Origin of the sequence: Janthinobacterium sp. NKUCC06_STL, from assembly GCF_019345455.1 — a bacterium.
Taxonomy (GTDB): domain Bacteria; phylum Pseudomonadota; class Gammaproteobacteria; order Burkholderiales; family Burkholderiaceae_D; genus Janthinobacterium; species Janthinobacterium rivuli.
Genome location: NZ_JAHKQY010000005.1, coordinates 99,501 through 113,145, shown reverse-complemented (window position 1 = coordinate 113,145; position 13,645 = coordinate 99,501). Strand labels below are relative to the sequence as shown.

The following is a 13,645-nucleotide window of genomic DNA, read 5'->3' as shown; positions in this document are numbered from 1 at the left end:
GCCCGTCAATCTCTGGAGGAAGCATGAACCGCATTTTCAAACAGCTCGGCTGGGCAGCGCTTGCGCTGGCAGGCGCCGGGTCCCTGGGCGTCGTTGCCCTGCAACGTGGCGAACCGATCAGCGCGATCTGGATCGTCATCGCCGCCGTCTGCGTCTATCTGATCGCCTACCGTTTCTACAGCCTGTTCATCGCCGACAAGGTGCTGGGCCTGGATGCCCGCCGCATGACGCCGGCCTTCAAGCACAACGATGGCCTCGACCACGTGCCGACCAACAAATATGTGCTGTTCGGCCACCATTTCGCGGCGATTGCCGGCGCCGGCCCGCTGGTCGGCCCCGTGCTGGCCGCACAGATGGGCTATTTGCCCGGCATGCTGTGGATTTTGGCTGGCGTCGTGTTTGCCGGCGCCGTGCAGGATTTCATCGTGCTGTTCATTTCCATGCGCCGCGATGGCCGCTCGCTGGGCGACCTGATCAAGGCTGAACTGGGCGAAATTCCCGGCATGATCGCGCTCCTCGGCTGCTTCATGATCATGGTCATCATTTTGGCCGTGCTGGCCTTGATCGTCGTCAAGGCGCTGACCGGTTCCCCATGGGGCAGCTTCACCGTGATGGCGACGATCCCCATCGCCCTGTTCATGGGCGTGTACTCGCGCTTCATCCGCGTGGGCCGCATCGGAGAGATTTCCATCATCGGCTTCGTCCTGCTGATGCTGGCCATCATCGGCGGCCAGTACGTACAGGAACACGCGGTGCTCGGTCCGATGTTCACGTTCACGGGAACGGAACTGACGTGGATGCTGATCGGCTACGGCTTCATCGCCTCGGTCCTGCCCGTGTGGCTGCTGCTGGCGCCGCGCGACTACCTGTCGACTTTTCTGAAAATCGGCACCATCCTGGGCCTGGCCATCGGCATCATCGTCGTCGCGCCCTACCTGAAAATGCCGGCCATGACCAAGTTCATCGATGGCTCCGGCCCTGTCTGGTCGGGCAATCTGTTCCCCTTCCTGTTCATTACGATCGCCTGCGGCGCCGTCTCCGGCTTCCACGCGCTGATTTCCTCGGGTACCACGCCGAAGATGATTGAAAACGAAAGCCACGCCCGCTTCATCGGCTATGGCGCCATGCTGATGGAATCGTTTGTTGCCATCATGGCCCTGGTGGCCGCCTCGACCATCGAGCCAGGCATCTATTTCGCCATGAACAGCCCGGCCGCCCTGATCGGCACCACGGCCGAGTCCGCCGCACAGGCGATCTCGCAGTGGGGCTTCTATGTGACGCCGGAAATGCTGACGCAGACGGCCAAGGACGTTGGCGAGCACAGCATCATCTCGCGCGCCGGTGGCGCACCGACCCTGGCCGTCGGCATGGCGCAGATCCTGTCCGGCGCCATCGGCGGCAAGGCCATGATGGCTTTCTGGTACCACTTCGCGATTTTGTTCGAAGCGCTGTTCATCCTGACGGCCGTCGATGCGGGCACGCGTGCCGGCCGCTTCATGCTGCAAGACTTGCTGGGCAGCTTCGTGCCTAGCCTGAAAAAGACGGAAAACGTCATCGCCAACCTGCTGGCCACGGGCCTGTGCGTGGCGGCCTGGGGCTACTTCCTGTACCAGGGCGTGGTCGATCCATTGGGCGGCATCAACACCCTGTGGCCGCTGTTCGGCATCGCCAACCAGATGCTGGCCGCGATCGCGCTGATCCTCGGCACCTGCGTGCTGTTCAAGATGAAGCGTGGCCAGTATGCATGGGTCACCATCACGCCGACCATCTGGCTGCTGCTGTGCACCTTGACGGCGGGCTGGCAAAAGATTTTCGACGCCAACCCGCGCGTCGGCTTCCTCGCGCACGCCAAGAAATATTCGGCGGCGCTCGATGAAGGCACTTTGCTGGCACCGGCCAAGTCGGTGGCGCAGATGCAGCAGATCATCTTCAACGATTACCTGGATGCCGGCCTGGCCGCCTTCTTCGTCATCGTCGTCGTCAGCGTGCTGTTCTTCGGCATCCGCACGATTTTGAAAGCGCGCGCCGACAGCAAGCCGAGCACCAAGGAAACACCGTTCCAGGCCTTGCCCACGGTGCAATGATGATCGACGAAATCATCAAGGCTGGACGGTATCTGGGGCAAAGCATGCGGCTCATGTGCGGCTTGCCCGAGTACGACACCTATGTGGCGCACCGGGAAGTGACCCATCCCGGCGAGCCGATGATGACGTATGAAGAGTTTTTCCGCGAACGGCAGGAAGCCCGCTATGGCGGCGCGGGAAAACGCGGAGGGTGTTGCTAATGTAAGTGCTGGGGTCAGACCCGCCGGGTCTGACCCCATTGTTGCGCCCTCGTTGTTTCATCTTCAGTAAGTTCCCCTCCCCTCTCCTTCCTTAGACCCACATCAATATCGTGGTGTGTCTTCGCGTCTATATTTTTCCAATAGGAAATTAAAAAACAGTCCACAGGCCGACCGGAGAAGCGCCGCAACCATGTTCAATTTCCAACGCTCCAGCATCAGCCAGAAGCTGACCATGATTTCGGTACTGTCGTCGGGTTGCGCGCTGCTGCTGGTGTTCGTGGCGTTTGCGCTGACGTCCGTGCTCAGCCACAAGAGCGATGAAGGCAAGCAGCTGCTGTCGCTGGCGAGCGTGATCGGCGCGGCCAGCGCCGCGCCCTTGCTGGCGGGAAAATCGGCGCAGGCGCAGGCGGAACAGGTGCTGGCCGCGCTGGCCGCGCGCGACGAGGTGGCCCAGGCGGCCCTGTTCGACAAGGGCGGGCGTTTGTTCGCCCTGTACCGCGCGTCGCAGCACGAAAAGGAGCTGGCGGGCCTGGCGGCGCCGGAAGACATGGACCCTGCCTTGCTGGCCGACATGGCCGTGCAGCCCGTCACGCAAGGCTCGGGCACGACCCTGGCGCCGGCCATGCGCTTGTACCGTCCCGTCTACCGGCCAGGCGAGCCGCAACAGATCATCGGCGCCGTGCTGATCGAGGCGGACCTGAACCACATGTGGCGCGACATCGGCCGCCACGTGGGCGCCATCGGCGGCGCCACCGTGCTGTCCTTCCTGATCGCCGTCTTCCTGGCGCGGCGCTTCAAAAGCGTGATCGCCGAACCGATCACCAAACTGATCGACACGGCGCAAAAAGTGTCGAGCAGCCAGACCTACAGCCACCGCATCGCGCACCAGCGCAGCGACGAGCTGGGTGTGCTGATCGACAGTTTCAACGACATGCTGGCGCAGATCGACAGCCGCGACAGCACCCTGGCCAATTACCGCGACCAGCTCGAGCGCCAGGTGGGCGTGCGCACGGCGCAGCTGGAAAAGGCCAAGGACGCGGCCGAGGCGGCCAGCCAGGCGAAGAGCGCTTTCCTTGCCACCATGAGCCATGAAATCCGCACGCCGATGAATGGCGTGCTGGGCATGACGGAACTGCTGCTGGCCAGCCAGCTGACGCCGCAGCAGCGCCACTACACGAGCATGGTGCAGCGTTCGGGACAGAATTTGCTGGTGATCATCAACGACATCCTCGACTTTTCCAAGATCGAGGCGGGCAAGCTGAGCGTGGAATACATCCGCTTCAATTTCCGCGAATTGCTCGACGACATAGAACACGTGTTCGCGCCGCAGGCGGAAGCGAAAAACATCAGCCTGGAATTCGACATCGCCTACGACATCCCGATCGCCATCTGCGGCGACCCGAACCGCTTGCGCCAGATCATCGTCAACCTGCTGGGCAATGCCATCAAGTTCACGGAAACGGGCAAGGTCACCGTGAAAGTGACCGTCTGCGGCGAAGACGCGCCCAGCGTGGGCTTGCGCTTCGAGGTGCACGACACGGGCATCGGCGTGTCGATCGAAGCGCAGACGCGCATCTTCGAATCGTTCTCGCAGGCGGACGGCTCGACCACGCGCAAACACGGCGGCACGGGCCTGGGACTGACGATCTCGAAACAGCTGGTGGAGCTGATGGGTGGCACTATCGGCGTTGATAATGCTTTAACGCAAGGGTCGATCTTCTGGTTCGAAGTAAATTTCGATAAGCGGCGGGTCGACAGCGATGACCCGTCCTTCAACCTGAAAACCACGCGAGGGTTACGCGCCTTGATCGTCGACCACACACCCGCCACGCGCGCCGTGCTGGAGCGGCAACTGGCCAGCTGGCACATCGTCAGCGACAGCGCCGGCACGGCCAGCGACTGCCTGGGCAAGCTGCGCGCGGCCGCGCAGGCGGGCACGCCGTATGCCGTGGCCCTGCTCGACATGGAGTTGCCGCGCACCAGCGGCCTGGCCCTGGCCGCCAACATCAAGAGCGACCCGCTGCTGGCCGACCTCAGGCTGCTACTGCTGAGCACGGAACAGGCGGCGGCCGACCCGGTGCAGCGGCGCGAGGCGGGCGTGGCCTACCAGCTGATCAAGCCGGCCCGCGAATGCGACCTGTTCGACTGCATCGTCACGCCGCCGCGCGTCAGCGAGGGCATGCGCATCCATCCGCCGCACGCGCCCCGTCAGGTGGGCCGGCGCCAGCGCCGCCGCGTGCTGCTGGCCGAAGACAATCCCGTCAACGTGGAAGTGGCGCTGGCCATGCTCGACAGCCTGGGCCTCGATGTCGTCTGCGCGCGCAACGGCGAAGAAGCCTTGCAGGCGGCGCAAGCCGAGGATTTCGATCTGATCCTGATGGATTGCCAGATGCCCGTGATGGATGGCTTTGCCGCCACGGCGGAAATCCGCCGCCACGAACAGCACTGCGGCCACGCGCGCGTGCTGCCCATCGTCGCCATCACGGCCAATGCGCTGCAGGGCGACCGCGAAGCATGCCTGGCGGCCGGCATGGACGATTACCTGAGCAAACCGTTCACGCAGCAGGACCTGGGCCACACGATTGCCCGCTGGATCACCCTGCCGCGCGCGGCCACCGTGCACCACAGCGAAGTGCCAGAGCAACAAACGCCGCCAGAGATGCCTCCCGCGCCGCAGCCCACGCCAGCCAGCCAGCCGCTGAACCGGCAAGCGCTGGAAAACATCCGCGCCCTGTCCGGCACGGATGGCGATGCGCTGCTCGAACGGGTCATCCAGGCCTTCGTCGGCGAGACGCCGCGCCAGTTGAGCGCCATGCGCGCAGCGATTGCCAGCGCCGATGCGGAAGCGCTGCGCAAGGTGGCGCACAGCCTGAAGTCAAGCAGCGCCAACGTGGGCGCCGACGGCCTGGCGCAGCTGTGCAAGGAGATGGAAAAACTGGGCCGTGCCGGCAGCACCGAGGGCGCGGCTCCCCTGCTGCTGCAGATGCAGCAAGCCTTCCTGGCCGTACGCGACTCGCTGAACGCCATCCTCGTGAAGGAACACTGACATGACAGCGCCCCTCTCCCCTCCCCGCGGCCTGGTGCTGGTGGCCGACGACGATCCCGTGATGCGCCTGCTGATGCGGCAGATGCTCACGCAGGTGGGCCTGGACGTGATCGAGGCCGAAGACGGCGTGCAGGCGCTGGCCAGCTACAAGCACAGCGGCCCGGACCTGGTCATGCTCGACGTCGACATGCCGGCCATGGACGGCTTTGCCGTGTGCCGCGAAATCCGCCACCAGGAAGTGGGCGGCACCGTGCCCATCATCATGGTGACGGGCGGCGATGAACTGGAAGCCGTCACGCGCGCCTACGAGGTGGGCGCCACCGACTTCATTTCCAAACCCATCAACTGGCCCATCCTCGGACACCGCGTGCTGTACGTGCTGCGCGCCAGCGACGCCATCGCCCGCCTGCGCATCGCCGACGCGCACAACCGCGCCGTACTGGCCGCCATCCCCGACACCTTCTTTCGCCTCAACCGCGAAGGTTTTTATCTCGACTACGAACAGGGCCACGACGCCAGCGCCGGCTTTTCCATCACCGACTGCGTGGGCAGCCATATCCGCGACGTGCTGCCGCCCGAAATCGCCACGCGCCTGCTCGACCAGGCGCACGCCGTGCTGGCCACGCAGCATATCGGCTCGGTCGACTACACGCTCACGCACGAAGACAGCACGCGCCATTTCGAGGCGCGCCTGGTGGCGACGGGGGCCGATGAAGTCCTGGGCCTGGTGCGCGACATCAGCGAACGCAAGCGCACGGAAGAGCAGATCCGCCGCCTGGCCTATTGCGACAGCCTGACGGGCATCCCCAACCGGCAAGCGTTCCTGGAAACGCTGGAGCGCGAGCTGCTGCGCTCGAAAGAATACGACAAAAAATTCGCCGTGCTGTTCATGGACCTCGACGCCTTCAAGCGCATCAACGACACCCTGGGCCACGACGTGGGCGACCATTTGCTCAAGGTGGTGTCCGAGCGCCTGCGCGAAACCATCCGCCCCAGCGACCTGGTGCTGCGCGCCGAACACGAGTTTGAAGCCGTCTTCGGCGGCAGCAACCTGGCGCGCCTGGGCGGCGACGAATTCACGATATTGATACCCGACCTGGAGCGCGTGGAAGACGCGCTGAACGTGGCGCACCGCGTCAAGGAAGCCATGCGCCGGCCCTTCATGATCGAGGGACACGAGATTTTCGTCACGGCCAGCATCGGCATCTCGCTGTATCCGGAAGATGGCGAGGATTGCAACTCGCTCTTGAAATATGCGGACACGGCGATGTACCACGCGAAGAACTGCGGCAAGAACAACGCCAAGCTCTATAGTTCTTCGCTGACGATGGAAATCATGAGCCACGTCAAGATGGAAGTGGGCTTGAGGAAGGCCTTGCAGAACAACGAGCTGTACCTGCTGTACCAGCCGCAGATCGACGTGCCCAGCACGCAAATCGTCGGCGTGGAAGCGCTGATCCGCTGGCGCCATCCGGAACGGGGCATCATCTCGCCCACGGAATTTATCCCGCTGGCCGAAGAGACGGGGTTGATCGTGCCCATCGGCGAATGGGTGCTGCGCACGGCGTGCAACCAGGCCAAGGCGTGGCAAAACGATGGCGGGCGGGCCATCCGCATGGCCGTCAACCTGTCGGCCAAGCAATTCAAGGATGAAAACCTGATGCAGATCGTGCTCTCGGCCCTGGCCGACACGGGCCTCGATGCGCGCCTGCTGGAACTGGAATTGACGGAAGGAACCTTGATGGACGATGCGCGCGCCACCATGGTGACCCTGGAGCAATTGCGCGGCATCGGCGTGTACCTGTCGATCGATGACTTCGGCACAGGATACTCGTCAATGAATTACTTGAAACGCTTCGACGTGCGGGCCTTGAAGATCGACAAGAGTTTTATCGCCGGCTTGCCGCAGGATACGGAAAACGCGGCCATCACGCGCGCCATCATCGCCATGGCGCATGGCTTGAAAATGGTGGTGGTGGCCGAAGGCGTGGAAACGGACGAGCAACTGCTGATGCTGGAAGAATACGGCTGCGACATGGCGCAGGGATACTTCCTGGGCCACCCGTCGCCGCACGACACGATCACGGCCATGCTGGCCAGGCAGAGGGGCCAGCTGGCCAGCCTGGAAACTAGAGCACTTCGAAGGCAAGGATTTGCGTGACTTGCTGGGCGTTGAAATTATCGTCGGAAATCATCACCAGGCTGCGGCGGCCGTTTTCCAGGCGCGGGCCCCAGCTGATGCCTTCGATATTGTCGATTCTGGCCAGGCCGGTCTTTTCCAGGTCCAGCAACAATCGCTTGCGCGCCGGCACGTAAGCCGCGCCCGCCAGAGCCGGGATGGCCTGAATGTCGGTGGCGCCATCCGTGTCCATTGCATACACGCGCACGTGGTTCGTATACACGCCGTCCGCATGTTCCACGCCGGCCCGCTCCACCACCAGCAACTGGTGACCGTTGACGGCAAGGATTTCCGACACGCCATTGTCCGCTTCCTTGCCCGGCGCCGGCCGCGACGCCACCGGCTCGATAGCATATGCATACTGGCCCAGCACGGTGCCGGCGCGGTCCAGGCGGGTGATGCGCACGACGGAGCCGATGTCGGGCGTGGCCAGCGGGCCATCCTGGTACAGCGCCGCTTCCATGCCCAGCCACAAGCTCTTGCCATCCGACGAGAACGACAGCGCTTCAAAACTCATGTTGTTGCGCGATCCCGTTGCTTCCTGCGAGACCTTGAACATGGCGGGCGTGGGCAAGGTGCTCAGGTAGTGGCCGCCGCTATCGGCATGGCGCACGAACGGGTGCAAGCCCACCTTGCGGTTGCCTTCGCTGCCGTACCACAGGCTGCCGTCCTGCGGATCGACGCGGATGGTTTCGATGTCGGCCACCTGGTCGCCCTGCTCCAGCCTGGCATGCGCCAGGTTCGGATAGCGGCTGCCGTCGGGCTGCGTGAAGAAATGCACGCTGTTCAAGGTCACGCCCGTAAACGCCTTGCTGTCGTAGTGCAGCGCGGCGCGGTAGAAACGGGCCGGATTGATTGCCGAGCGGTCATCGCTTTCCATCACCCAACTGTTGTTGGCCGCATCGTAATCGATGCCGGACAGGCCGCCCACCGAGGTGCCCTCGAACGCGTATTTAAGCGCGATGCGCTGCTCGCCGATCAGGCGCAGGCCTGTGACCGGCGCGTCGTGGGGGAAGCTGGTACAGGCGGAAAGAAGGATGGCGGAAGACGCCAGGGCAAGCGCGGTACGGAAAAATCGATGCATGACAAGTATCAGTGAGTTGCGTAGGTCGGCTTAGCGCACAGCGCGCAAGCCGACAACATTATTAACTTGGCCGGTGGTGGTGTCGGATTACGCGGCTACGCCGCTAATCCGACCTACATCCCATCAGCCTTCCTCCGCGCGATGGCGGCCGTATAAAATCCCGGTTGCGTAGGTCGGCTTAGCGCGAAGCGCGTAAGCCGACAACATTGTTGGCATGGCCTGGGGAGGTGTCGGAATAGCGTGGTGGTGGCGTCGGATTACGCGGCTACGCCGCTAATCCGACCTACCGACCTACCTTCCCGACATCATCCCACTACACCACCCCATCGGTCTTGAGCTGCGCGATGGCGGCAGCGTCATAGCCGAGCGATGCCAGCACCTCGTCGTTATGCTGGCCCAGGGTCGGTCCCAGCCACTGCGTCTTGCCCGGCGTGGCGGACAGTTTCGGGCTGATGGCGGGCAATTTGACGGGCGTGCCGTCGGCGAAATGGTGTTGTTCGAACATATTGCGGGCGAGAAATTGCGGGTCGCTCATCATGTCGCGCACGGAGTAGATTTTGCCGGCCGGTACGTCGGCAGCTTTCAGCACGGCCAGCGCGCTATCGATGGTGTGCGTGGCGCACCAGGCGCCGATGGCGTCGTCGATTTCCTGCGTGCGCGCCACCCGGCCGTCGTTGCGCGCCAGTTGCGAGTCGCCCGCCATGTCGATGCGGCCCATGGCCAGCATCAAGCGCTTGAAGATGGCGTCGCCGTTGCCGGCAATCACGATGTTTTCGCCGTCGCCCGTCGTGTAGGTATTCGATGGCACGATGCCGGGCAAGGAGCCGCCCGTGCGCTCGCGCACGACGCCCGCCTGGTCGTATTCGGGCACCAGCGACTCCATCAGGTTGAACACGGATTCGTACAGGGCCACGTCGACCATCTGCCCTTCCCCATGTTCGCGCCCACCCGTCACGTCGCGGTGGCGCAAGGCCATCATGGCGCCGATCACGCCGTGCAGGGCCGCCACGGAGTCGCCAATCGACACGCCGACGCGCACGGGCGGACGGTCGGCAAAGCCGGAGACATAGCGCAAGCCGCCCATCGACTCGCCAATGGCGCCGAAACCGGGCAAGTCCTTCATCGGCCCCGTCTGGCCAAAGCCGGACAGGCGCACCATGATCAGGGACGGTTTGATCTGCTTGAGCTGTTCGTAGCCGAGATCCCACTTTTCCAGCACGCCGGGGCGGTAGTTCTCGACGATGATGTCCGCTTCCAGGGCCAGCTGGCGAGCGATGGCACGGCCTTCGGGGGACTTCAGGTTCAGGGTGACGCTTTTCTTGTTGCGTGCCTGCACCGACCACCATAGCGAGGTGCCATCCTTCAGCACCCTCCAGGTACGGATGGGGTCGCCACCATCGGGCGACTCGATCTTGATCACGTCGGCGCCGAATTCGGCCAGCATGCGGGCGCAGAACGGCCCCGCGATCAGGGTGCCCAGTTCAAGGACTTTGATACCTTTTAAAGGACCAGTATTCGCGGAGGGTTCAGTCATAGAGATCAGTTCAGGTTGCCCTGCGGTCGAGCATCGCGCGGGCAATCGTGCCCGCGTCGACGTATTCCAGTTCGCCGCCCACGGGCACGCCGCGGGCCAGGCGGCTCACGCGCAAGCCCCGCGCCTTCAGCATTTCGCTGATGTAATGGGCCGTCGCTTCGCCTTCATTGGTAAAGTTGGTGGCCAGCACCACTTCGCCGACCACGCCATCGTTGGCGCGGTTCAGCAGTTTTTCGAGGTGGATATCTTTCGGGCCGATGCCGTCCAGCGGAGAGAGTCGTCCCATGAGGACGAAATACAGGCCCTTGTAGGTGAGCGTCTGCTCGATCATCAGCTGGTCGGCGGGCGTTTCCACCACGCACAGCAAGCGCTTGTCGCGCTCTTCGTCGAGACAGGTCTCGCACACTTCGTGTTCGGTAAAGGTATTGCACAGGCCGCAGTGATGCACGGCATCGACGGCCTGGAACAGAGCGCGCGACAGCATGGCCGCGCCTTCCCTATCGTGCTGCAACAAATGAAACGCCATCCGCTGCGCCGACTTGGGGCCGACGCCGGGCAGGCGCCGCAGCGCCTCGGTCAAAAATTCAAGCGACTTGGACATGGATCAACCCTGCCCCGTGCCACAGATCGAGCGCATGCGGTAGTGCATCAGAATGGCATTTTGAAGCCGGCTGGCAAGTTCATGCCGCCAGTCAAGCCTGCCATTTTTTCAGCGGACGTCGCTTCCGCCTTGCGCACGGCGTCGTTGAAGGCGGCGGCGACCAGGTCTTCCAGCATGTCCTTGTCGTCGGCCAGCAGCGACGGGTCGATGGACACGCGCTTGACGTCGTTCTTGCACGTCATGACGATTTTCACCAGGCCGGCGCCGGACTGGCCTTCCACTTCCACCAGCGCCAGTTGTTCCTGGGCTTTTTTCATGTTGTCTTGCATTGCTTGCGCCTGCTTCATCAGGCCAGCCAGTTGATTTTTCATCATGAGAATGCTCCGTTCAATTCAGTTTGTGAGTTTTGTTAATCATTAATGCAGGGTCGGCGCGGCGGAGCCCGCCGGTGCAGGGGTAATCGTTCCCGGCACAACAAAAGCGTCGAATGCACGCTTCATGTCGAGCACGAAGGGATCGCTGGCAATGGTTTCTTCCGCTTGCAACTGGCACGCCTCGCGGTGGGCCTGCGCTTCCGCGCTGGCCGTGTACCAGACGGCGCCCAGTTCCGTGTCGACGTTGACCTTGCGGCCGAAACGCTCGCTCAGCACGGCCGCCAGTTTTTCCACGTTGGCCGGACTGCGCCACGTGTCGATCGGCACGCGCAGGCGGAACGTGGTGCTGTGGCCGTCGTGCAGGCATTCGATCAGCTCGGCCTGCACGGCCAATTGCTGGGCTATGCCGCGCAGGGGCAGCACGGCAGCGACGGCCGGCCAGTTGCCGTCCCAGTCCAGGCCCGGCACGGGCGTGATCACGTACGGTCCGCTGGGCGCGGCTTGCTTGGCGGCACGCTGCGGCATGATGACGGCCGGCTGCTCGCTGCTTTGCGCGGCGGGCGCCGACACGGCGGCCGAGGCGCTGTCGTCGGAAAATTCGGTGACCCACGGCGGCAAGTCGTCGTCGGCCGGCGCCTGCTGTGGCGGCGGTGCGGCAGGACGTGCCTGCTGCACGGGCGCTGGCGCTTCCATCACGGCGACCGGTGGCGCATCGTCCCACGGCGCCGGTGCTTTCGCGGCGGCGGGCGGTGGCGGCGGAGCAGCCTGGACGGGTGCAGCCGGAGCTGGCGCCGCGGCGGCAGGTTCCGCAGCCGGTGCCGGTGCGGCTGGCTTGGGCGCCGACGATGGCGCCGATGGCGCGCTGCCCGGACGGCCTTTCGAAGCGGCACGGGCCGCTTCCAGCGCCGCATTGATGGCGGCGCGGGCGGAACTGATCGGAGCGCCCGAGGTTGCCGGGGCCGCCGCAGCGGGAGCAGCGGCAGGCGGCGGCACTGCTGCTGGTGCCGGGGCTGCTACAGGTGCTGGTGCCGGTGCCGGAGCAGCCGCGCGTGGTGGCGGCGCTTCGCTGCGCGCCATGCTGGCGGCAACGGCTGCCACCACGGCAGGTGGCGTCACGGCCGCGTGGCTGGCCACGCTGTTCGTGGCGGCGCGGGCTGCCGGTGCGGATGCCCCTGCCGCGGCGCGCGCGGCGGCCACGGCAGCGGGACGGTTGCCCGGCACGGAGGCTGGTACCGCCGGCACGCCATCGGCGCCGCCTATGCCGGGCCGAAAGGCCAGCATGCGCAGCAAGGTCATGGTAAAGCCCGCATATTCGTCGGGCGCCAGGCCCAGTTCATTGCGGCCATGCACGGCGATCTGATAAAACAGCTGGACTTCTTCCGCGTCAAACGCGGCGGCCAGACGCACGATGTCCGCGTATTCCGGCAAATCCTGCGGCAAGGCGGCGGGCACGGTTTGCGCCAGCGCAATGCGGTGCAGCAAGGTGCCCAGATCTTGCAGGGCACCGTTATACGACAGGCTGCGCGAAGCCATCTCGTCGGCCACGGCCAGCAAATCGGCGCCATCCTGCTGCGCCAGCGCGTCGAGCAGGCGCACCAGATAAGACTGGTCGAGCGCACCCAGCATGCCTTGCACGGCGTCGAGCGTGACTTCACCGGCCGCATACGCGATGGCCTGGTCCGTCAAGGACAGCGCGTCGCGCATGGAACCGTGGGCGCCCTGGGCCAGCAGGCGCAAGGCCGGCTGTTCAAAGGCGATGCCCTCTTGTCCCAGGATATTGTCCAGGTGGCTGATGATGTGGCCGGGCGGCATCTGCTTGAGGTTGAACTGCAGGCAGCGCGACAGCACGGTCACGGGAATTTTTTGCGGGTCCGTCGTGGCCAGGATGAACTTGACGTGCTCGGGCGGTTCTTCCAGGGTTTTCAGCATGGAATTGAACGCGTGGTTCGTCAGCATGTGCACCTCATCGATCATATAGACCTTGAAGCGCGCATTGCTTGGCGCATACACGGCTTGCTCGAGCAGCTGCGCCATTTCATCGACGCCGCGGTTCGACGCCGCATCCATCTCTATATAGTCGACAAAGCGTCCCGCATCGATCGCCGTGCACGCTTCGCACACGCCGCAAGGCTGGGCCGTGATGCCGCCCGTGCCGTCGGGGCCGATGCAATTGAGCGACTTGGCCAGGATGCGCGACAGGGTCGTCTTGCCGACGCCGCGCGTGCCCGTGAACAGGTAGGCGTGATGCAATCGGCCGCTGTGCAAGGCATGCGTGAGCGCGCGCACGACGTGCTCCTGGCCGACGAGCGTCTCGAAATTCTTGGGGCGGTATTTACGGGCGAGGACTTGATAGGACATGCTGAGATTTTACCATGCGATTTTGCGGGTGATCCTGCGCGGCGAGCGCAAGCCTCATGGCCGGGCCATTCCAATATGGCAAACGCGGCAAAGCAGCAATTGTATAACATGGCCAGGTAGAAACAGGGAAAACACGGCAAGCCCGGCAGTGCTGCGGGCCGGCAAGAAAACGGGGCCGTAAAAGC

9 protein-coding genes are annotated in these 13,645 nt (G+C 64.1%); 4 read left to right on the top strand and 5 right to left on the bottom strand.

Annotated features, from left to right (window positions below):
• Positions 1 to 23: 23 nt before the first annotated feature.
• The 4 genes from KO539_RS17715 to KO539_RS17700 all read left to right on the top strand — a co-directional run bounded on the left by KO539_RS17715 (position 24) and on the right by KO539_RS17700 (position 7,491).
• Positions 24 to 2,084: a carbon starvation CstA family protein gene (locus KO539_RS17715; protein WP_219310765.1), complete on the top strand. Its 2,061-nt coding sequence runs from the start codon at positions 24 to 26 to the stop codon at positions 2,082 to 2,084.
• Positions 2,084 to 2,284 carry a YbdD/YjiX family protein gene (locus KO539_RS17710; protein WP_010396213.1) on the top strand — a complete coding sequence of 67 codons (201 nt, stop codon included), beginning with the start codon at positions 2,084 to 2,086 and terminating at the stop codon, positions 2,282 to 2,284. The genes KO539_RS17715 and KO539_RS17710 overlap by 1 nt, the downstream gene beginning before the upstream one ends.
• Before the next feature lie 190 nt (positions 2,285 to 2,474).
• Positions 2,475 to 5,330 carry a response regulator gene (locus tag KO539_RS17705; RefSeq protein ID WP_219310764.1) on the top strand — a complete coding sequence of 952 codons (2,856 nt, stop codon included), beginning with the start codon at positions 2,475 to 2,477 and terminating at the stop codon, positions 5,328 to 5,330.
• A gap of 1 nt (position 5,331) precedes the next feature.
• Positions 5,332 to 7,491 carry a bifunctional diguanylate cyclase/phosphodiesterase gene (locus KO539_RS17700; protein WP_219310763.1) on the top strand — a complete coding sequence of 720 codons (2,160 nt, stop codon included), beginning with the start codon at positions 5,332 to 5,334 and terminating at the stop codon, positions 7,489 to 7,491.
• Here the strand turns inward: KO539_RS17700 and KO539_RS17695 are convergent.
• From KO539_RS17695 to dnaX, 5 genes are all read right to left on the bottom strand, one after another.
• Complete coding sequence (locus tag KO539_RS17695; protein WP_219310762.1) at positions 7,460 to 8,593, bottom strand: esterase-like activity of phytase family protein; 1,134 nt, start codon at positions 8,591 to 8,593, stop codon at positions 7,460 to 7,462. The genes KO539_RS17700 and KO539_RS17695 overlap by 32 nt on opposite strands.
• A gap of 313 nt (positions 8,594 to 8,906) precedes the next feature.
• Positions 8,907 to 10,127 (bottom strand): CaiB/BaiF CoA-transferase family protein, encoded by a 1,221-nt coding sequence (locus KO539_RS17690; protein ID WP_219310761.1) that lies wholly within the window; start codon positions 10,125 to 10,127, stop codon positions 8,907 to 8,909.
• 10 nt (positions 10,128 to 10,137) lie between these two features.
• Positions 10,138 to 10,728, bottom strand: a complete 591-nt coding sequence (gene recR, locus KO539_RS17685; RefSeq protein ID WP_034786598.1) for a recombination mediator RecR — start codon at positions 10,726 to 10,728, stop codon at positions 10,138 to 10,140.
• Between the two features lie 47 nt (positions 10,729 to 10,775).
• The gene (locus tag KO539_RS17680; RefSeq protein WP_034759121.1) at positions 10,776 to 11,102 is read right to left on the bottom strand and encodes a YbaB/EbfC family nucleoid-associated protein; all 327 of its coding nucleotides are present in this window, start codon (positions 11,100 to 11,102) and stop codon (positions 10,776 to 10,778) included.
• Positions 11,103 to 11,144: 42 nt separating this feature from the next.
• The gene (gene dnaX / locus KO539_RS17675) at positions 11,145 to 13,460 is read right to left on the bottom strand and encodes a DNA polymerase III subunit gamma/tau (protein ID WP_219310760.1); all 2,316 of its coding nucleotides are present in this window, start codon (positions 13,458 to 13,460) and stop codon (positions 11,145 to 11,147) included.
• Between the last annotated feature and the right edge of the window lie 185 nt (positions 13,461 to 13,645).